This window comes from Saccharopolyspora gloriosae (assembly GCF_022828475.1).
Lineage (GTDB): Bacteria > Actinomycetota > Actinomycetes > Mycobacteriales > Pseudonocardiaceae > Saccharopolyspora_C > Saccharopolyspora_C gloriosae_A.
Genome location: NZ_CP059557.1, coordinates 2,936,649 through 2,957,099, shown reverse-complemented (window position 1 = coordinate 2,957,099; position 20,451 = coordinate 2,936,649). Strand labels below are relative to the sequence as shown.

Sequence of the window (20,451 nt, the reverse complement as noted above, 5' to 3'; positions counted from 1 at the left end):
TGTCACTCGCGCACCTCGATGGCCGCCGCGGGGCACAGGTTCGCGGCGTTGCGGACGTTCTCCAGTTGGTCGGCACCGGGGTCCGTGTCGAGCAGGACGACGACGCCGTCCTCGTCGCGCTGGTCGAAGACCCCCGGGGCGGCCAGCACGCACTGACCGGCACCGCAGCACTTCTCCTCTTCGATGGTGATCTGCACGGGCGCTCCTGACGAAAGAGCCGGACAGCTCCGACAAGTTCAGATTACGCCCGTAACTTTACAGATGTTTACCTTTCTTGAAAAGTGCGGGTTCTAGCGGTCCTTGCAACGCCTTGGATTTGAGGGGTTGTGGGGGTCGTGGTTGTTGCGGGGTTGAAGGCGTGGTTTTTCGAGGTGTTGGAGGGTGAAGGGGGCTGTATTGCGGGTGCTGCTCGGGTGGCCGGGGTGGCTCCTGCGACGGCGTTCGGGTGGGCGAAGAGGGCGGGTGTTCGTGGTCGTGGGAAACCGGGCAGGCGTGGGCATCCCGGCCGGGCGGTCTACGACGAGTTGCGTGGGTCCGGGGTGTCGAGGCGGGATGCTGCGGCACGGGTCGGGGTGCATGTGCGCACTGCCGCTGATTGGGATCGGGGGATCCGCAAGATCGGTGATGCCCGGGTGCACCCGGACGGGCACAGGATCGACTACAACACCGCTGTGACTAGTGGATCAGTGTTGTCGTTGGCGGTGGTCGAAGCTGAGCTGCACCCCCGGTTTTTGACGGTGACGGAACGGGAAACGATCGCTGACTTGTGGCGGCAGGGCGAGTCGTTGCGGGCGATCGGGCGTGTTTTGGGCCGGTCGCCCTCCACGGTCAAACGCGAGATCGACAACCGCAGCGTCGCCGGCGAATATCAGCCGCACCGGGCGCAGCGGGCATGGGCCGCCAGCCGCGCACGCCCGAAGGCCTCCAAACTCGCCCAACACGGCCCGTTACGCGACTACGTCACCGCCGGCCTGCAGCAACGATGGTCACCAGAGCAAATCTGTCACGCTCTGGTCACCGAGTTCCCCGACGACGAAGGCATGCGGGTGAGTCCCGAAACGATCTACCAAGCCATCTACATCCAGGCACGAGGCGGGTTACGGCGCGAACTCGCCGACGCGCTGCGCACCGGACGCACCCGCCGCGCACTACACCGCAGCCCCGAACAGCGCACGCCCCGATTCGACGACATGGTGATGATCTCCGAACGCCCACCACAGATCGAAGACCGGGCCGTGCCCGGCCACTGGGAAGGCGACCTGATCGTCGGCACCCGCAGCGAAAGCGCGATCGTGACCCTGGTCGAACGCTCCACCCGCTACGTCCTGCTCGGACACCTGCCCGGCAGACACACCGCCGAAGCCGTCCGCGACGTCCTGATCCCCCTGATCAAAACCCTGCCCGAACACCTCCGCGGCTCCCTGACCTGGGACCAAGGCTGCGAAATGGCCGCACACAAACAGTTCACCATCACCACCGGAGTCCCGGTCTACTTCTGCGACCCCCACTCACCCTGGCAACGCGGAACGAACGAGAACACCAACGGACTCCTGCGCCAATACTTCCCCAAAGGCACCGACCTCCGCATCCACAGCCCCGAAGACCTCGAACACGTCGCCCAACAACTCAACAACCGACCACGCAAAACACTCGGCTGGCACACCCCAGCCCAACGCCTCCGTGATCTACTCACCACCACATAAACCATCAGGCGTTGCGACCACCACAAGAATCCGCCAAGCAGCTCCCCGTGGCCCATCGGCGTGCGGCACGGCTTCCTCCGGCGAGCCGCTGTGCGAACCTGAAGACATGGCCGCACCCACCGATTCGACCGATTCGCCCGCGTCCACGGGAGACAGGCCGCGCAACGCCCGCGGCGAGGGCGGGAAGTTGCGCACGGAAATCCTCGAAGCGATGCTCCGGCTGATCGCCGACGAAGAGCGGATGCGCCCCATCCCGTTGTCGCTGCGCGAAGTGGCCAAGGAAGCGAACATCACCGCCCCCTCTATCTACCGGCACTTCCCGGACAAGGAGAGCCTGAGCCGCGCGGCCGTGCACAGCCTGTTCGACCAGCTGCTGGCCGCGATGGACCGCGCCGACGACGAAGCGGCCGGAGACTCGGCTGCGCAGCGCTTCGCCGCCATCGCCCACGGCTATTGCCGGTTCGCCCAGGACAACCCAGGAGGATTCCGGCTGATCTTCACCGTTCCCCCGGAATTCCTGGGCGACGAGGGACCCGACACGACCGAAGTGGCCGAGCGGTGGCACGCGGCGGTGACCCGACTGGCAGCCGAAGGCATGCGGCTGACGCAATCACCGCAGGAAGGCGCGCTCTCGCTGTGGTCGGCCGTGCACGGCCGGTTGATGCTCGACATGTCCGTGCGCGACGTGTGGCCGCAGGGCGGAGTGCACGAGTTCATCGAGGAACTCACCCGATCCGTGACCACCATCGACTGAGTGCTGCCCGAGCGAGCTGGCCGGCGGGTCCGGCGGCGGAACCGCAGCCGCGCGTTCACCGCACGACCGACTGCGCGGACAGCTCCACTACCGTAGAAATCACCGTCCTCACGAGGAAACCGTCGGAGGCACTACGAACCTGACGCGATCAGTCGCAACTCTCGATCACGGCGGCCGACACCGCGATGACCAGCACGTGTTCGAACACCACCCGCAGGCGGAACCGCCGTTGGGCGGACTTCAGCCGCGCGCCCGACTCAAGACCTGCCCGGCGAAATCAAGGGACGACGGCAATACCACTGAGCTCGAACTCGACCGGTGGCGGCTCGCTACGGCTGCCGGTTCGAGGTGCGCCACGTGCAAGGAACAGCGCATCCCGAACTGCGCGAGGTGGCCGACCACCTGAACAGCGGAAGCCTGCTGCGCGTGCCGTACGGGTCGGGCCATTCTTGCAACGGGCGGACGTTGTTTCGCCGCAACATCGGCACAGCTCCGTTCACGAACATCAGGTACTTCGACTTCCGCGGATTCTCGATTGGCAAAGAGAAACCTGCCGGGAACAACGACCAACAGATCCACCAGAACATCCCGAACCGCCGTGACCCTTCACTGTCCGCTTGGGTCGCAGGCCAGCGGCACTTGTCCGCCGCCCAGCTGGTTCGGCCAGACCGGGACTGCGCGCAGCAGGGTCTTCATTGCAGACTCGTCGACCCGTTTAGAAGTCGGCAGCATCCCGTGACTGGCGGCCCCGAAGCGTGCCCGCCAGTACCGCAAAAGAGAGGTTACGATCGCAGTATGGAGACGCGCTTTGCGCGGATCCGCTACGCAGCGGGACTTGAGTCCCCCCTCGGACACAAAAACGCGTGCGATTTCCCCAACGCGCAGAGTTGTTGATCAGGCCATCGCGGCAGGTTTCCTGCTGCGATGGCCTTCGTCATGTCCAGGCTGTGGCCTGTCTGGGTGGCGGCTGGGGTGATGGCCGTGGCTGAAGGTGTCGTGGCCGGACTGGTCCCTCCCCGCGGCCAGTCCCATCAATCGAAACCGATCCCGCAGCACGGGAACGGGCCTGGCTTGCCGGTCGCCGAGCCACCTCCCTCCGAAGGACCTCGGAAGCTCTACGGGCTGGCACGAGTAGACGGCTCCGGACGGATCTCGGACCAACTCCTACTCGAAGCACTCGGATGGTCGGCCGGCCAGCACATCTCGATGCACGTCATCTCCGATTCGGTGCTGCTACGACCCGACCCCACCGGTGTCCACCAGCTCCCCGCACGCGCGAGCACCATCCTCGTTCCCGCCGCGGCCCGCACCCGCTGCCGGATCCGCATCGGCGACCGCGCCCTGCTCACCGCCGACCCCGCAGCCGACCTCCTCATCGTGCAATCGGTGTACACGCTGGACGCGATGCTGTCTCCGTTGCACACACAGCTGACTGGTGGTGACCCGTCATGACCACCGAACACCCCTCCCCCGGTTCAGCAGAACTCGACGCCGCACGCCTGCTGCTGTCCCGCATGGGCGTCACGCCCGAAGACCTCGTCGACACCCCCGAAACACGCCCGTCAGCACCCACGTTCGCCGACTACGTCCCGAAAGTCGCCGACGCCGTCTCCACCGGAACCCGACGGGTCTATCAGTCCTACTGGAACCGGATCGTCGAACACTGGGGACACCGCCGCCTGAATGAACCCACGCCCCTGGAAATCCGTCACTTCGCCGAAGACATCCGCACCGGGGTCGTACAACGACGCAACGCCCGCGGCGGACGCAGCGCCGTCGAGCACTTCATCGCCGCCCTGCGCTGCATCTACAACCACGCTGTCGCCGACGAACTCATCACCCAAGCCGCCAACCCCGCCATCCGCGTCCCTAAACCACGGCGCCTGCCCAGCACACGCCGAGGACTCCCCGACGCCCGACTCGCAGAGATCAACCACATCGCCGCCACCACCGGCAACGACCCCACCCTCGACACCCTCATCCTGCGCCTGCACACCGAAACCGCCTGCCGCCGCGCCGGAGCACTCGCCCTACGCCCACGCGACCTCGACCCCGACCAATGCCTCATCCTCCTGCACGAAAAAGGCGGCACCGTCCGCTGGCAACCCATCTCACCCACACTCATGCACCACCTGCAAGAACACGCCCACCACCGCGGCGCCACCCAAACAGGCGGACAACTCCTGCGCTACCGCAACGGACAACCCATCACCACCCGCCGCTACGACCACCTCTGGACACGCATCGGACGACACCTCCCCTGGGCCGCCACCCAACAAATCAGCACCCACTGGCTCCGACACACCACCCTCACCTGGGTCGAACGCCACCACGGCTACGCCATCGCCCGCGCCTACGCCGGACACACCGACAACAACACCGACGGCGCCACCACCACGACCTACATCCGTGCCGGCCTCGACGAAATCGCAATCGCCCTAGCCGCACTCACCGGCGAACACCACCCCCTCACACCACACCCACGAAGCCAGCAGTAACCACAACAACCAGAAACACCACCAATCACTCACACAACAACCCAGCAACCAGAGGAGACAACCCCGCCCCCGAAAGCACCGGTTATCGAGAAGTAGGTATGCGCTACGGTCACCGAATGCGGGAGTCCGAAAACGAACAACGGCCCTTGTAAACACCCTGGTCGCGAAGGGTGCTCTCCACGCACGTGGAGGTGATCCGACCGATCTGCAGTGGTGGTTGGCGTACGCCGTGTGCTCTCCACGCACGTGGAGGTGATCCGCCGGCGGGCAGTGCGTCGAGTGCGCGCTGGAAGTGCTCTCCACGCACGTGGAGGTGATCCGCAAATGACATGGATGAGGAGTCAGGGCTAGGTGTGCTCTCCACGCACGTGGAGGTGATCCGATTGCTCGAACGGCTGTTGCGGGGCTGTACTGGTGCTCTCCACGCACGTGGAGGTGATCCGTCCTTGAGCCGCGCGACGACCGTCGTCGAGCTGTGCTCTCCACGCACGTGGAGGTGATCCGCGGGATGGCGTGCCGGGCGCACCAGGACACGAGTGCTCTCCACGCACGTGGAGGTGATCCGGCCGCCGAGATCCGGGAGTTGCTGGAGTACCTGTGCTCTCCACGCACGTGGAGGTGATCCGGGCGTGCTCGACTCGCAGGGCCACGGGGATCCGTGCTCTCCACGCACGTGGAGGTGATCCGATCGTGCGGGGATCGACGCTGCGGCCGTGGCCGTGCTCTCCACGCACGTGGAGGTGATCCGGGGCTGCACCGGTCGGATCCGGCGGTCATGGGGTGCTCTCCACGCACGTGGAGGTGATCCGAGGCCGAGGAACTGGTTCTGCGACTCGTTCTCGTGCTCTCCACGGACGTGGAGGTGATCCAGCCGGACGGACGGCAGTGCGGCCCGCCCGCCCGTGCTCTCCACGCACGTGGAGGTGATCCGCCCGTCCGCACCACGTTCGGCATGGCCGGGCGGTGCTCTCCACACACGTGGAGGTGATCCGGAGAGGTACACCCTCGCTCTACCACTGTGCTAGTGCCCTCCACGCACGTGGAGGTGATCCGGTGCTGTCCTGGCTGGTGGCGTTCCTGCTGTTGTGCTCTCCACACACGTGGAGGTGATCCAGGTGTGGTCATCGGTTCGGATGCGTGACCAGCGTGCTCTCCACGTACGTGGAGGTGATCCGCGCTTCCCGGTCCTGTGCCGGTCTTGTGTTGGGTGCTCTCCACGCACATAGTGTCGCTTCCGGTTGAAGACTGACCCTCTGGTTCCGGGCGAGTTTTGACCCACCCATGAACGATCATGAGGTGTTGAGCGTGGAGGACTGGGCGGAGATTCGTCGGTTGCACCGGTCGGAGGGGATGGCGATTCGGGCCATCGCTCGTCGGTTGGGGATCTCGAAGAACACGGTGAAGAAGGCGTTGGCGTCGCATGGGCCGCCGTTGTATGAGCGGGCGGCGCGTGGGTCGGTCGTGGATGCGGTCGAGCCGCAGATCCGTGCGTTGCTGGCGGAGTTCCCGGAGATGCCCTCGTCTGTGATCATGGAGCGAGTCGGCTGGCAGCGCGGGAAGACGGTGTTTTTCGAGCGGGTCGCGCAGTTGCGGCCGCTGTTCAAACCGGCTGATCCTGCGTCGCGCACGGAGTATCAGCCGGGCGAGCTGGCGCAGTGTGATCTGTGGTTTCCACCGGCTGATGTGCCGCTCGGGTTCGGCCAGATTGGCCGGCCGCCGGTATTGGTGCTGGTCAGTGGCTATTCGCGGGTCATGACGGCGGTGATGCTGCCGTCGCGGCAGTCGGCGGATTTGCTGGCCGGGCACTGGGCCTTGATCAGTGGCTGGGGCCGGGTTCCCAAGGCGTTGGTCTGGGATAACGAGTCCGCGGTCGGGCAGTGGCGTGGCGGGAAACCCCAGCTCACGGAAGCGATGCACGCATTCCGGGGAACGCTGGGCATCAAGGTGATCCAGTGCCGTCCAGGCGATCCAGAAGCGAAAGGGCTGGTCGAGCGGGCGAACGGGTATCTGGAAACGTCGTTTTTGCCCGGACGTTCGTTCACTGGCCCGGCGGATTTCAACACGCAGCTACAGGGCTGGCTGTTGCGGGCGAATCAGCGTCAGCACCGCAGGCTGGGTTGCAGGCCGGCCGACCGTTGGGGCGCTGATCGCTCGGCGATGCTGGTGCTGCCGCCGGTCGCGCCGGTGACCGGATGGCGGCTGAGTACCCGGTTGCCGCGGGATCACTACGTCCGACTGGATTCCAACGACTACTCGGTGCACCCGAGAGCGGTCGGTCGCCGCGTCCAGGTCGCTGCGAACCTCGACGAAGTGACAGTGACCTGCGATGACACCGAGCTGGCCCGGCATGTTCGATGCTGGGCCGATCACCAGAGCATCACCGACCCGGTCCATGCCGCCGCGGCCGTCGAGATGCGCCGGTCCCGTCGTCTCGCTGCGCCCGGCAAGACCGATACGACGGTTGAACACCGGGAACTGACCGACTACGACCGCATGTTCGGCCTCACCAGTGCTGAGGAGATCGCCTGATGGCCGCCACGACCACGACCAGTGGCCGCAACGTCGCCGGCGAGATCGCCTATCTCACTCGCGCCCTCAAAGCGCCCTCGCTGGCAGGCGCGGTCGAACGGCTCGCGCAACGAGCCCGCGATGAGGGCTGGACGCATGAGGAATTCCTCGCCGCCTGCCTGCAACGCGAGGTCGCCGCACGGGAGTCTCATGGCGGTGAGGGCCGCATCCGCTCCGCGAGGTTCCCGTCGCGGAAATCCCTGGAAGAGTTCGATTTCGACCACCAACGCTCCCTCAAACGCGACACGATCAACCACCTCGGAACCTTGGATTTCGTCACTGCCAAAGAGAACGTGGTGTTTCTCGGGCCGCCCGGCACCGGGAAGACACACCTGTCGATCGGGATCGGCATGCGCGCTTGCCAGGCCGGTCACCGGGTCGCGTTCGCCACCGCCGCCGAGTGGGTCTCCCGCCTGGCCGAGGCCCACCACGCCGGCAACCTGCAAGCCGAACTGGTCAAGCTCCGCCGGATCCCGCTGATCATCATCGACGAGGTCGGCTACATCCCGTTCGAGGCCGAAGCGGCGAACCTGTTCTTCCAGCTCGTCTCGTCCCGATATGAACGAGCGAGCCTGATCGTCACCAGCAACAAGCCCTTCGGGCGCTGGGGCGAGGTCTTCGGCGACGACGTCGTCGCAGCAGCCATGATCGACCGCCTCGTCCACCACGCCGAGGTCGTCTCCATGAAAGGAGACAGCTACCGACTCAAAGACCGAGACCTCGGCCGCGTCCCCGCAGCCACCAAGACCAACGACTAACAACCAACCCGGGTGGGTCAACATTCACCCGGAACAACCGGGTCACGATTGAACCGGAGTTGACACATAGAGGTTGTCCGCGATGACCACCGGGAAGCAGGACGGCCTGGGCGTGCTCTCCACACGCTTGGAGGTGGTCTGGTCGCTTTCGGGACCTCGTCGGTGAGGATGGCGTAGTGGAGAGTCCCTAACCTCTCTCCAGCTGATTGGCCTCGACACGGACTACCTCCACGTATGTGGAGAGCACCTGGGGGTGATGTGGTGCGCGATCAACGCCGCCGGATTACCTCCACATGCGTGGAGAGCACGAAACCCTTGCGCGGTGCGCCTCGCTCGCTGGCGGATCACCTCCACGTGCGTGGAGAGCACGGTGGAGGTCACCACAGCGCGTTGCATCCGCGCGGATCACCTCCACGTGCGTGGAGAGCACTCGCAGCTCGCGCTCGCGGGTGCGGCCGTGTTCGGATCACCTCCACGTGCGTGGAGAGCACCCGTCGAAGTGCTTGCTCCATCCGGCGAGGACCGGATCACCTCCACGTGCGTGGAGAGCACGTTGCTGTAGTACCGCTCCACGGTCTGCCTGACCGGATCACCTCCACGTGCGTGGAGAGCACCCGCCCATGCCGTTGTGGTGCTCGATGGCCATCGGATCACCTCCACGTGCGTGGAGAGCACGCTGACCTGCGGTTATGGGGCTTGGTAAACAGCGGATCACCTCCACGTGCGTGGAGAGCACGGCACGCGAGTTCCTCGAGGCCCTGCGCCATACGGATCACCTCCACGTGCGTGGAGAGCACGTTCCTGCGCGGCCCTGATCCATCCCGGCCGACGGATCACCTCCACGTGCGTGGAGAGCACGCTGCCGATGTGGCCGTCGGTGCTGATGGTGCTGGATCACCTCCACGTGCGTGGAGAGCACCCTTCGCGACCAGGGTGTTTACAGGGGCCGTTGTTCGTTTTCGGAGTCCCGCATTCGGTGACCGTAGCGCCTTTCGACTTCTCAATGGCCGGTGCTGACAAGGATGGATTGGGACGTCGAGCTACACGAGCACAGCCGCAGCCCGACGGTCGCGATCGAACTCACCTCGACCAACACCGTCCAGGAAGGCCAGGACCTCATCCTCAGTGAACTCCAGCTCCGCGCCTCGGCCAGCGGGCTGCGGCATGGAACGGCGGAAGGTGTATGTCCCGTCTACGCGTCGCGCCATCTCCAAGCAGAGGTCAGCCGTCCGCCCCGAGCGCACACCCGCTAAGAAGGCATCGAACTCGGCCTCCGTGAACACCAGGCGGAGGTCGTCAGCTGCGCCGAATGCGGCCTTGTCGTCGCGGAGCTCGACCCAGCCGTCCTTCCGGGCGACGCACACGCACTCCTTGTTCGGCTGGCTGGCGCTCGCCTTGCGGAAGTCGGGTTCGGTGAAGGCGGGCGGGGCGCTGGTCATCGGGTTCGCTCCTCGGTGTTCACTTCCTGAAGTCTTGGAGGACCGACTTCAGGAACTTGCGGGTCTCCTCGAACCGTAGCGCGGCGTTGGAGACGCGGGCCCAGGCTGCTTGGTGCGCGGTGAGGGCCTTCGCGTCGTCGAGGTACCTGATCTCGCCTTCGCCTTCGACGTAAACCAGCTCCAGTGGTCCGGCCGCGCCGGGCGAGGGTGCGTGGATCAGCGTGAACGGCGACGCGATCGGGGAACGACGGCCGGCGGGCTGATCGAAAGGTATGACCTTCAGCAGGACGTTCGATCGTTTCGACAGCTTGATCAAGTAGTCGATCTGCTCGCGCATGACTTCGGAGTCACCCCAGACCCGACGCAGGCAGGACTCGGAGAGCACGAACTGCACGACCGGCGGTTCGGCCTTGTCCAGGATGTCTTGCCGCGCCAAGCGCGCCTTGATCTGATCTTCCAGCGGAACGTCACCGGCTTCCGCCCGGTCAGAGTGCTGCGCACGGACGTATGACTCGCATTGCAGCAGTCCGGGAATCACTTCGACCTGCGCGGAGCTGATCTGGTCGGCGTGCTTCTCCAAGTCCACCAGCAGTCGCAGGTCTTCCGAGTATGCGCGGTTGTGCCCGGTCGTCCAGAAACCCCGTTTGTGGTTGTCGCGACGCAGCTCGCGCAGAGCCTCCTTGTAACCCTCGTCGCCGAACCCGAGCTTGTCGGCGAGCAGGAGCAGGTCGCCAGGCGAGATGCTGCCACCGCCGTTGATCAAGAGGGCGATACGCGACTGGCTTGTCTCGATCAGCTTGGCCGCCTCGCCTTGCGACAGGCCCGCGCCGTCGATCATGTGCGCAATTTCCCGCCCGAGCAGCAACTTCTTGGCGGTGCGAACCGTCGCTGCCATGAGCACGGACCTCCTAGTCGAGCGCGATCAGTGAAGCCCAGAGTCCCAAGGCACGCACAGAGTAACGCGAGGCTGACCCTGCACCAATTCTCAAGGCTTGTTAACCAAGCTTTTATGCATCACGCTTCGTTCATCAAGTCTTGATGTAGCTAGAGCCGGTGCCGGTCCATGTAGCCGTCCAGCTCGGGGTCTGTCGGCCGAACGGCTCTGGTCCGGATCCGGTGGTAGCGCTGGGTGGCGTTAGCCGAGCAAGATGCGGTGGCGCAGGAGGGGGAAGTCCGCGCGGCCGTACATCTGCCGCTTGATCATCTTGGTTTTGGTGTTCACTCCTTCTGTTCGTCCATTGTGGAATGGCTGGGTGAGGGCGGCATTGACGGCCTCGCGGTCGAATTCGAGTCCGCGGGTGTAGGCGTGCAGGTGGGGTAGATCCTCGGCTCGGGCCCGGGCGATCCAGTCGCTGAGACGGTCGTCGTTGCCGGTGGCCGGGGTGAGCAGAGCCGCGAAGTCACCGACGAGGCCGGCCAGCGCCGTCATCTCGTGGCAGGCGCTCACGGCGGCTTGGAGTCGTTCCTGCTGGTGATCTTGGAGCTTGTCCGGGCGTGTGAGCAGGTTGCGTGCGAGTCGCTTCGGAGAGATTGCTGGCCGGTCGGATTCGACTCGTCCTTGGGTGATGTAGCGATACAGCAGATTGTGGCTTCCGGTGTAGCCGCGCTGTTTGATCTCTGCCAGCAGCTGATGGACGGGCACGGCCGGGTTCTCGCGGCGGCGGCTGCGCAGGTAGTCGCGGAATGGGTCGACGAGGGTGGGCCGGTACTGCGGTGCGCGAACAAGCCGGTCGGGTTGATTGATGCGGGCGTATCGCTTCACTGTGTTCAATGCCAGGTTCAGTCGGCGTGCGATTTCCAGCAGCCCCACGCCGTGCTTGAGCAGGTCGTGGATCTGTTGCCAGCGTTGGCGGGTGGTCACCGCTCGCGCGTCCTCGCGCAGTGGCGGACCGGTCTTGCCCCAGCAGGTGCTGTGCGCGGCGACCTCCTTCAACACGGCCTCGGCGAGGTTGTGCCACAAATGCCAGCGATCGCCAACCTGCACCGCGTTGGGCAGGGCTCGACGGATCGCCTGGGCATAGGTGGCCGAACCATCCCGGCACACCACCTCCACACCGGGATGCTCCCGCAGCCAGGCCTCCAGCACCTCTGCTTTGCGGCCCGGCAACACGTCAACCCGCTCGGCGGTTTCCGCGTTGATGATCACGGTGGCGTAGCGTTGCCGCTTACGCAGGGCAAAGTCGTCCACCCCGATCACCCGGGGTACCGAACTGGCCGGCAACGGCAACTGCAGCAGCGCCCGCAACGCGGTCTGCCTCGACAGCACCACACCGACAGCGGCCAGGACCCGGGCGCTGGCACGACCGGCCAATTCCCGCGCAACGCTCGCCACGTGCGCGGCCAGCCGAGCAGTTCGACGCTGATATCGCTGCACGATGCCGACGGGCTGCTCACGGAACGTCTGCCGCACGCACCCGAGATGCCCGCAGCGCATCCGTCGAGTCCGCAGCCTTACCAGCACCCGCCGCCCGTCAACCGGCACATCGGCCACTTGCCGGACGACATAGCCGTGCACCCGCCCCGTCGCCACTCCGCAGTCCGGGCAGTCCACAGGACCGGGCCGCGTCGATGCCCGCACCACGAGCACCCCGGCCTCATCGTCGACGCCATCGAGGACCAGAGACGACAGCCCCGAGAACACCAACGCAAGAAGTTGATCACTAGCGCACGGCGTTCACCCTGGCACAGCACCGAATCGGACACGCATCGTCACCACCGAATCCGGACCAGAGCCGGCCGAAAGTGTTTCGGCCTGACGCGCCGGACGCTGACGGCCTTACCATCCGGTCACACCGCGTGCACCTGCCGATTCTGATTTGGTCGGCGACACGATGGGACAACCCTCTCTGGCGACCAACCCAGTTCGCCAACCAAAGCAACCTCTGTCGCCGGAGCCAACTGCCCTCGGAAGCAACCGATTGTCGATCGTCTCAAGATGAACTCCTGAAGAGTGAGCACATTAAGCAGGCTCACTCCTTAGTGCCGATGAACCTTCACCCCAACCAAGTGCAGCATCCAGGTTCGCTACAGTGGGGTCATGCTGAGGACATTGATGCGGAAGCGAGGACTGCTCGCCCTGCTCATGCTTTCAGCATTCCTGATGTGCGCGTTGCCGCCGCATCATTCGCCGGCCGCGCCGGCTACCGCGGCAGCCGAGAGCAGTTCCGGACCGGCCGCTGGTTCAGCTGCCGCGCCGAACCTCGATGCAGCACCGCCGACCGTTGCCGATGAGGTCGACGGGAGCTCCGCTGACCAGGGCGAACATGGTCATCAGTCGCACCAATTCATGGTGTGCCACAACGCAGGAGCCCAGGTCAGAGACTGGCTACAGGGCGCACTGCCGAGCGTCCCGCTAGACGTAACAGGTCTGTTGGGCGCAGTGCTGGTGGTCCTGCTCGCAAGCGCTCACACGACCACACGGTGGCGTGTCCACGCCCGGTCCCGGCGACCAGCGCGCCCCTTCGCTGGTTTCACCCTGCTGATCTCCCTCGGCGTTTCGCGCACCTGATCCACACCCTCAGCCACTGTCTCGATAAGAGTTTCCTGAACTTATCCTGAGACAACAGGGCTTTATTCTCAGCTTTCGGCCCAACGAGTGGATGCCGTCAATCGACAGGCCCCTCTTTTTGCTGGAAGTTCTCCTCACATTCACCTCCGTCATTGGCGGATGGTGTCATTCCCCACTTACTACACGGCTGCCTTGTCGCGCTTTCGCCACGGCAGCCGGGAGGTGTGCGATGGTGTCCGACTCTGTCCTGAACTGTGTTGGTTCGACCCCGCTCGTGCGGTTGCAGCGGTGCTTCCCCCGCCCCGGAGTTGAGGTTCTGGGAAAGCTGGAGATGCTCAACCCGTGCGGGAGCATGAAGGACCGTCCTGCGCGCTACATCATCGAGCAGGGGGTACGCGAAGGCTCGCTGCGGCCCGGCATGCGGATCGTGGAGAGCACATCGGGCAACCTCGGCGTCGCGCTGGCCGTCGCGGCACGGATGCACGGGATGTCGTTCACCGCGGTGGTCGACCCGAACACGTCACCGACGAACCTGCGGCTGCTGGAACTGTTCGGCGCCGACGTGGACATGGTGACCGAGCAAGACTCGGCCGGGGGCTACCTGCAGACGCGGGTGCTCCGAGCCAGCAGCTACGCCGACGCTGACCCGGACGTGGTGTGGATCAACCAGTACGCGAACGAGCGGAATTGGCGTGCCTACTACGAGACCGTCGGTGCCGAGATCCTGCATGCAGTCGATGGTCCAATCGATTACCTGGTCGGCCCGGTGTCCACGACGGGTTCTCTGCACGGCACGGTGCGGCGGCTGCGGGAGTCGCATCCCGAGCTGAAGGCGGTCGCGGTAGACGCCGTCGGGTCGGTGATCTTCGGGACGCCTCCGCGGAAACGGCGCATCCCCGGGTTCGGCGCCAGCCGGGTACCCGAGATCTTCAAGTCAGAGGAGATCGACCAGGTATTCCACATCGCGGACGCGAGTTCGGCCGCTGGCTGCCGCCGTTTGGCCGAGACGGAGGGCATCTTGGCCGGGGGCTCCTCCGGCGCGGTCATCTCCGCGTTGGAGGAGCTTTTGGCCGGTGTTACCGGGCTGGCCCGGGTGGTCGCTCTGCTGCCCGACCGCGGCGAGCGCTATCTCGACTCGGTCTATGACGACGCCTGGGTGGACGAGGTGAAGGCAGACGCTGCCCGAGCCGATCTGGCGGAGGCACCGTGAGCACCTCGGCTCGTACCCACCGGCGCAATCTAGTGCTGCTGTGGGCCAGCCAGTTCGTCAACACCGCCGGACTGATGATGCTCGTGCCGGTCATGCCGTTCTATGTCCAAGGGTTGGGCGTGCAAGGCTTCGCCGCAGTCCAAACCTGGGCGGGAGTGGCGATCGCCGCGCCCGCGCTCGCGTTGACCGTGGCGACCCCGCTGTGGGGTCGCCTCGGCGACCGGGTCGGGCAGCATTGGATGGTGGTGCGTGCTCTGGTCGGGCTCGCGCTGGCCATGCTCGTCATGGCCACGGCGACTAACCCGGTCGTGCTGGTGCTGGGACGGCTGTTGCAAGGCGGCCTAGGTGGTGTCGTCGAGGCGGCCCAGGCGTTCGCCGGATCGGCCGCACCCGCCGGCAAGCGAGGCTCGGCTCTGGGCAAATCCTTCAGCGCCACCGCGGCCGGATCGTTGACCGGACCGCTGCTGGGCGGGCTCCTGGTCGGCGCCGGCCGGCTCAGCGCATTGATGACCACCATCGCCGTGCTCGCCGTCCTGCTCGCCGCCGCATGCGGGTGGGGTCTCCGCGCGGAACACGCACCCGAGCCCACGCGCCGGACGATGCGCGACGACTCGGCGCCGAAAACCGGGTTCTGGCAACTCCCGGGGATGGTTCCGCTGGCAGTGGCGGCCATCGCCGCCTACCTCGGCGTTTACGGGTTGATCCCCGTCTTCGCCACCCATGTGCAGCAGACCTTCCCCGCCGGGCACGCGGAGCTGTGGGTCGGCGTGTTCCAGTCTCTGACGTGGGGCGCAACGCTGATCGCGTCGTTTTGGTGGGGGCGTCACAACGACCATCTCCAGCGTCCGGTGCGCGCCCTGATCTGGGCTTCCGCCGGATGCGCGCTCAGCATCGCAGCGCAAGCGCTCCCGCTCGGTGCCGTGGGATTGATCGTGTTGCGGCTGTTGCAAGGGGCGAGTTTCGCGGCATTGGCCCAGTCGTTGTTCTTCCACGTAAGTCAACACGCTCCCGACGCGCGTCGTAGCGGCTATGTCGGCTCGGCCAACAGCTTCCTGCTCGTCGGGCAGTCCGCCGGGCCGCTGTTGGCAGGGCCGATGGCCGTCGTGTTTCCAGCACCGCTGTCGATCGCACTGATGGGCGTGGCCTGCGCAGTGGCCTGCCTGTGCTGCTTCCGCGCGAACCAGGCCGAACTCACCGAACGAGCGAGCAGCCACGCGGAAGCCTCGCATCCCCCGGTGTTGCGCAGCATGAGCGGAGTTCTCGAACCCGCGACCGAGCGGACCGCGCCAATCCTAATCCGGCCATCTGAGCCCTACGGCCCTGTCCACACCGACTACACGCCTGCACGCGGACGACGGTGAGCCGACCGCGCGGCACCGATATCCCCCATGTCTTTCGAACTGGAGAACTGCCCATGAACCTGTCTCGACGCCGCATGTTCACCGGCATGGCAGCCTTACCCGCCATCGGGGCGGTCTCGGCCTGCTCCGCATCGCCCGGCCACGAAGACGGGCCGATCAGGCCACCTGCGGGCGTCAGCCCGGAGGCCCTCGCGGGCGACGAAGAATTCTGGCGACGAGTCGCGCAGCGCTACACCGTCAGCGACGAGTTCATCAACTTGGAGAACGGCTACTACGGGATCATGCCCGATACCGTTCGCCGAGCCTTCCACGACAACGTGGACCGATTGAACGCACAGAACTCGCACCTGCTGCGCAACGCGTTCAAACCTGAGTCCGAGAAGATCCGGGAACGGATCGCCGCGCTACTCGGTGCGCAGACAGAGGAAATCGCGCTGACTCAGAGCGGGACCGAGGCGTTGCAGAACCTGATCGCGGGCTACCACGAGCTGCGGCCCGGCGATGCGGTCATGTACGCCGACCTCGACTACCCGGACATGATCGACACGATGGACTGGTTACGCGACCGGCGAGGCGTTGACGTCGTCTCCATCGCACTGCCGGAGCCCGCCACTCGGCAAGCCGTTCTGGACACCTATGCCGCGGCGTTCCGAGACCACCCGAGTGTGAAACTGCTGCTGCTGTCCCACGTCAACAACCGCACCGGCCTCGCCACCCCCGTCCGCGAGATCACCGCGATGGCACGGTCCCACGGCATCGACGTCATCGTCGACGCCGCGCACTCCTGGGGACAGCTCGATTTCACGATCAGCGATCTCGACGCCGACTTCGCCGGATTCTCCCTGCACAAGTGGATCGGCGCCCCGTTGGGAACCGGATTCCTCTACATCCGGCGATCCCGCCTCGACGCGATCGACCCAGCGTTCGCCGACGAGTCCTACCCCGTTACCGACATTCGGTCGCGGGTGGTCTCCGGTACTCGGGACGTCGCGTGCGTGTTGTCGGTCCCAACCGCGCTGGACTTCCACCAATCGCTGGGGAGCTCGATCAAACAGGCGCGGCTGCGCTATCTCCGTGACCGCTGGGTCTCCGCCGTCGCCGACCGAACCGACATCGAAGTGCTCACTCCACAGGAACCGTCGATGTACGGCGCCATCACCAGCTTCCGGATCACCGGCCGGACGACGGAGACGGACAACGAGGCCATCGCCGACTACCTCTTGCAAGAGCACGGCATCTTCACCGTCGCCCGCGAGGGGCCGCTACGCGGAAGCTGCGTCCGAGTGACACCCGCACTGTTCACCACACGTGAACACGTGGACCGGCTGGCGGTGGCTCTGCGCGACGCGGCCGATCGTTTTCGCGCGTGAGACGGGAAGTACGCCGATAACTCAGCCCGGAGCTGAGTAGTCGTCACGACAGCGGATCCGAAGTGGGCCGATCGACTACCTGCGTTGGGGGTAGCCGCTGCGGCGGCTACCCCGACGCCACGTTGCCAGTACCGGCCGACTGCTGCGGGGATTCCAGCGAAGCGATCAGGCTTTCCGCGACCGGACCGACGTACCCCGCATCGACAGGCAGAAACGGAAACCCCGCAGCCCCACCAGCGTTGCTTACCGCGCCCCAGCAGCCGACGAGCTCGTCGGCCGGTTCTGGCGTGACCTCCCCAAAACTCGGCCGAGAGGTGATTACGACTTGCACTCCGGACTCCGCCTCTTCCCTCTACGGCAGCAACGAGCCGGCCCCCAGGGAGATCGCGAGGCCTCCCGCTACACCTAGGACGAGGGAGGCGGTTCCGGCGGTGTAGGCGGCGACCGCCGACCACAGTCCCGCAGGAACCAACATGTTCCCCTCGGAATCGGGCGCCGCGAGGAAGGTAGGGGCAATCCAGCGGAGGTAGTAGAAAAGGCTGGCGACAGTGTTGATGACCGCAAGGATGGCCAACCAGGCGAGGTCCCCGTCGATAGATGCGGCGAATACGCCGAGTTTGCCGAGGAACACCGCGGTAGGTGGTGTGCCGACCAGGCCCAGCAGGCACACGACTAGGACCGCCGCCAGCCCCGGATGGCGACGGGCAAGTCCGCGGTAATCGGTGATCCGGGGCGCGTGCGGGAGTTCCGCAACCACCGCGAAGGCACCGAGGTTGGTCACCGCGTAGGCGGCCAGGTAGAACAACAGGGTGGGCAGCGCGAGGTCGCTGCGAATCGCCACCGCGACCGCCATGAGCAGGTATCCGACCTGGCTGATCGTGGAGTAGCCGAGCAGGCGGCGAACATTGTCTTGGAAGAACGCGGCGAGGTTTCCTAGCGTCATCGACCCGGCAGCCAGAATCGCCACGAGCAGTGGCCAGTCAACGCTCACTGCGGGCAGTGCCTCGGCCACGAGCCGGTAGATGGCGGCGAGCCCGCCGATCTTGGGAACGGTGGTCACGAACGCGGCGACGGGTGTCGTGGCGCCCTCGGTGACGTCGGGAACCCAGAAGTGCACCGGTACACCGCCGATCTTGAACAGCAGCCCGGCAAGGACTCCGATCACACCAACGGCGACCGCCGCGTGCGAGGCGACTGGAAGCGTTCGTGCAAGCGTGGCGTATTCGGTGGCCCCGCCCGCGCCATAGAGGACGGTGATGCCGGTGAGCATGAGGACACCGAACAAGACGCCCATGAGGTAGTACTTCAACGCGGCCTCCGTCCCCGGCGAGTCCTTGGCGAAGCCGGCCAACGCGTACAGCGGCAGCGAAGCCAGCAGGTAGGCGGCGACGAGCAGCAGCAGATCTGCCGCGCCGACGAGCATGATCGTGCCCAGGGCGCCGAGTTGCACGAGCACGTAGAACTCGGTCTCCCGGTGCTGGGAGTCAACCGTGTCGATCGACAGACACAGGGCCAGCAAGGTGGCGGCCAGCACGATGAACCGGACCGCGTTGGTCGCGGTGTCCACGACGAAGCTGTCACCGAACACCGTCTCGGGAGCCGACCGCATCGCGACGACGGTGGCGGCCAGGCCGACGACACAGGCGGTGGCCGCGAGCACGCGTACCACCCATTGCCGCTGTCGCGGCAGCCAGGCGCCCAGCAGCAGACCGAGCACGGCTCCGGCGACCAGCGCGAGTTCGGGGATCAGCGCGGCGGGGTTCTCGTTCATGTTCATCGGCTGACCAGTCCGATCAACGTCATCGCGGCGGGTTCGATCACGTCGAGAAGGAAGCGCGGCAGCACGCCGATGACGATGGCGAGTCCCAGCAGGGGCAGGATCGCGGTGGCCTCGCTGGGTCGCAGATCGGTGAACCCACGGGCCGCACCGGGCGAATCGGGTACCCGCAGGGGCCCGAGGAAGACCCGGTGCAAGACCCGAAGGAACAGTCCCGCAGTGATCAGGATTCCGAGCAGTGCGAGTGCGGTGGCGACGGTGGCGGAGGCGAGGCTGCCGGTGAAGATCTGGAACTCGGCGATGAACCCGGAGAAGCCGGGCAAGCCGAAGGAGGCGAACGCGACCAGGGCCGTGGTCCCCGCGAAGACCGGCGCCGGACCGGCCAGGCCCGAGTAGGCGCCCATGTCGTAGGTGCGGCGACGGTCGTAGAAGAGCCCGGCGAGCAGGAACAGCACGGCGGTGAGCAGGCCGTGGCTGACCATCTGGGTCACCGCACCGGTCACGGCCAACGATCGCGCTTGCGCATCACTACCGCCGAGGGTCCCGGCCGCGCCGACCGCGAGGACGATGTATCCCATGTGGTTGACAGAGGTGTAGGCCACCATCCGTTTGAAGTCCTCCTGGGCCAGTGCCACGAGTGCGCCGTAGAGCACCGAGAGCACGCCTAGGACGACGATGACCACCGCGTACTGGCGCCACGTGTCGGGCAGCAGTGGCATCGTGATGCGGACGAATCCGTAGGTGCCCATCTTCAGCAGCACTCCGGCCAGAATCGCTGATCCGGCGGCCGGGGCGTCGGTGTGTGCGGGTGGCAGCCAGGTGTGGAACGGCACGATCGGGGTCTTTACCGCGAGACCGACGCCGATCGCGAGCAGCACCAGTCCGCCGTAGGCCCCGCTGCCCGCCAACGGGTTCGCCCGGGTGAGCGCGAGGATGTCGAAGGTGTGGGGTTCGGCGGCCAAGTACAGGCCGATGAATCCGAGCAGGAGCGCCAGCGAGCCGAGGAAGGTGTAGAGGAAGAACTTCAGCGCGGACTGGCGTGCGTTGCCGTGGCCCCATCCGGCGATGACGAAGTACATGCCCACGATGGACAGATCGAAGTAGACGAAGAACAGGATCAAATCGAGCGCGGTGAACAGTCCCAGGCTCACCGTCTGCAGGAACAGGAACAGCAGCACGAAGCTCTTGATTCGCTGCGTGTGCGGCAGCGAATAGACCGCGCAAGCGAGGAACAGCAGTGCGGTCATCGCGATCAGCGGCAGCGAGAGTCCGTCGAGACCGATGTGGTATCCGACTCCGGCGCTGGGAATCCAGCTCAGATTCTCCTCATACGCCAGACCGGTTCCGGCGTCGTAGCCGATCCAGGCCGCGACGACCAGGGCGAGATCGGCCGCCGTGATCGCGATCCAGCTCCACCCGAATACGCGCCGCGGTGCCGAGGCGGGCACCGCGGCCAGGGCGACCGCAGCGGCCAGCGGGAGGAAGACGATCAGTGACAGCACTGG

General features: G+C 65.9%; 15 protein-coding genes and 2 CRISPR repeat arrays. Of the genes, 9 read left to right on the top strand and 6 right to left on the bottom strand.

The features are described 5' to 3' along the window. Positions 1-2: 2 nt before the first annotated feature. Positions 3-197, bottom strand: a complete 195-nt coding sequence (locus tag H2Q94_RS12585) for a ferredoxin (protein ID WP_243794837.1) — start codon at positions 195-197, stop codon at positions 3-5. A gap of 342 nt (positions 198-539) precedes the next feature. On the opposite strand from H2Q94_RS12585, the gene H2Q94_RS12580 reads away from it, so the two are divergent. From H2Q94_RS12580 to istB, 6 genes are all read left to right on the top strand, one after another. Continuing rightward, the gene (locus H2Q94_RS12580; protein ID WP_243795642.1) at positions 540-1,703 is read left to right on the top strand and encodes an IS30 family transposase; all 1,164 of its coding nucleotides are present in this window, start codon (positions 540-542) and stop codon (positions 1,701-1,703) included. 106 nt (positions 1,704-1,809) lie between these two features. Then, the gene (locus H2Q94_RS12575; RefSeq protein ID WP_243794834.1) at positions 1,810-2,457 is read left to right on the top strand and encodes a TetR/AcrR family transcriptional regulator; all 648 of its coding nucleotides are present in this window, start codon (positions 1,810-1,812) and stop codon (positions 2,455-2,457) included. A 1,206-nt stretch (positions 2,458-3,663) separates the two neighbouring features. After that, complete coding sequence (locus H2Q94_RS12570) at positions 3,664-3,909, top strand: hypothetical protein (RefSeq protein ID WP_243794832.1); 246 nt, start codon at positions 3,664-3,666, stop codon at positions 3,907-3,909. Then, a complete protein-coding gene (locus tag H2Q94_RS12565) occupies positions 3,906-4,955 on the top strand; it encodes a tyrosine-type recombinase/integrase (protein ID WP_243794830.1) in 1,050 nt (349 codons plus the stop codon). Before H2Q94_RS12570 ends, H2Q94_RS12565 begins: the two co-directional genes overlap by 4 nt. 170 nt (positions 4,956-5,125) lie before the next feature. Then, a CRISPR array of direct repeats spans positions 5,126-6,130; the repeat unit is 29 nt; unit sequence GTGCTCTCCACGCACGTGGAGGTGATCCG. A gap of 121 nt (positions 6,131-6,251) precedes the next feature. Next, complete coding sequence (istA, locus tag H2Q94_RS12560; protein WP_243795678.1) at positions 6,252-7,484, top strand: IS21 family transposase; 1,233 nt, start codon at positions 6,252-6,254, stop codon at positions 7,482-7,484. Then, the gene (gene istB / locus H2Q94_RS12555) at positions 7,484-8,281 is read left to right on the top strand and encodes an IS21-like element helper ATPase IstB (RefSeq protein ID WP_243789831.1); all 798 of its coding nucleotides are present in this window, start codon (positions 7,484-7,486) and stop codon (positions 8,279-8,281) included. The genes istA and istB overlap by 1 nt, the downstream gene beginning before the upstream one ends. A 218-nt stretch (positions 8,282-8,499) precedes the next feature. Then, a CRISPR array of direct repeats spans positions 8,500-9,200; the repeat unit is 29 nt; unit sequence CGGATCACCTCCACGTGCGTGGAGAGCAC. Between the two features lie 121 nt (positions 9,201-9,321). Here istB and H2Q94_RS12550 read toward each other — a convergent pair. From H2Q94_RS12550 to H2Q94_RS12540, 3 genes are all read right to left on the bottom strand, one after another. Then, the gene (locus H2Q94_RS12550) at positions 9,322-9,720 is read right to left on the bottom strand and encodes a DUF397 domain-containing protein (RefSeq protein WP_243794829.1); all 399 of its coding nucleotides are present in this window, start codon (positions 9,718-9,720) and stop codon (positions 9,322-9,324) included. Positions 9,721-9,739: 19 nt separating this feature from the next. Beyond that, the gene (locus H2Q94_RS12545; protein WP_243794828.1) at positions 9,740-10,615 is read right to left on the bottom strand and encodes a helix-turn-helix domain-containing protein; all 876 of its coding nucleotides are present in this window, start codon (positions 10,613-10,615) and stop codon (positions 9,740-9,742) included. A 240-nt stretch (positions 10,616-10,855) separates the two neighbouring features. After that, on the bottom strand, positions 10,856-12,364 hold the full coding sequence (locus H2Q94_RS12540) for an ISL3 family transposase (protein ID WP_475274424.1): 1,509 nt from the start codon (positions 12,362-12,364) through the stop codon (positions 10,856-10,858). Positions 12,365-13,457: 1,093 nt separating this feature from the next. On the opposite strand from H2Q94_RS12540, the gene sbnA reads away from it, so the two are divergent. From sbnA to H2Q94_RS12525, 3 genes are all read left to right on the top strand, one after another. Beyond that, positions 13,458-14,438: a 2,3-diaminopropionate biosynthesis protein SbnA gene (sbnA, locus tag H2Q94_RS12535; protein WP_243795676.1), complete on the top strand. Its 981-nt coding sequence runs from the start codon at positions 13,458-13,460 to the stop codon at positions 14,436-14,438. Further along, complete coding sequence (locus H2Q94_RS12530) at positions 14,435-15,799, top strand: MFS transporter (protein ID WP_243794827.1); 1,365 nt, start codon at positions 14,435-14,437, stop codon at positions 15,797-15,799. Before sbnA ends, H2Q94_RS12530 begins: the two co-directional genes overlap by 4 nt. 86 nt (positions 15,800-15,885) lie before the next feature. Beyond that, complete coding sequence (locus H2Q94_RS12525; RefSeq protein WP_243794826.1) at positions 15,886-17,169, top strand: aminotransferase class V-fold PLP-dependent enzyme; 1,284 nt, start codon at positions 15,886-15,888, stop codon at positions 17,167-17,169. 352 nt (positions 17,170-17,521) lie between these two features. Here the strand turns inward: H2Q94_RS12525 and H2Q94_RS12520 are convergent, their stop codons facing one another. Further along, positions 17,522-18,940 (bottom strand): NADH-quinone oxidoreductase subunit N, encoded by a 1,419-nt coding sequence (locus H2Q94_RS12520; RefSeq protein ID WP_243794825.1) that lies wholly within the window; start codon positions 18,938-18,940, stop codon positions 17,522-17,524. Positions 18,941-18,942: 2 nt separating this feature from the next. After that, complete coding sequence (locus H2Q94_RS12515) at positions 18,943-20,448, bottom strand: complex I subunit 4 family protein (RefSeq protein WP_243794822.1); 1,506 nt, start codon at positions 20,446-20,448, stop codon at positions 18,943-18,945. Between the last annotated feature and the right edge of the window lie 3 nt (positions 20,449-20,451).

Coding starts and splice junctions, on each gene's coding strand:
- H2Q94_RS12520 (WP_243794825.1), bottom strand. CDS start 18,940: ATGAACGAGAACCCCGCCGCGCTGATCCCCGAACTCGCGCTGGTCGCC.
- H2Q94_RS12545 (WP_243794828.1), bottom strand. CDS start 10,615: ATGGCAGCGACGGTTCGCACCGCCAAGAAGTTGCTGCTCGGGCGGGAA.
- H2Q94_RS12525 (WP_243794826.1), top strand. CDS start 15,886: ATGGCAGCCTTACCCGCCATCGGGGCGGTCTCGGCCTGCTCCGCATCG.
- H2Q94_RS12575 (WP_243794834.1), top strand. CDS start 1,810: ATGGCCGCACCCACCGATTCGACCGATTCGCCCGCGTCCACGGGAGAC.
- H2Q94_RS12550 (WP_243794829.1), bottom strand. CDS start 9,720: ATGACCAGCGCCCCGCCCGCCTTCACCGAACCCGACTTCCGCAAGGCG.
- H2Q94_RS12570 (WP_243794832.1), top strand. CDS start 3,664: ATGCACGTCATCTCCGATTCGGTGCTGCTACGACCCGACCCCACCGGT.
- sbnA (WP_243795676.1), top strand. CDS start 13,458: ATGGTGTCCGACTCTGTCCTGAACTGTGTTGGTTCGACCCCGCTCGTG.
- istB (WP_243789831.1), top strand. CDS start 7,484: ATGGCCGCCACGACCACGACCAGTGGCCGCAACGTCGCCGGCGAGATC.
- H2Q94_RS12565 (WP_243794830.1), top strand. CDS start 3,906: ATGACCACCGAACACCCCTCCCCCGGTTCAGCAGAACTCGACGCCGCA.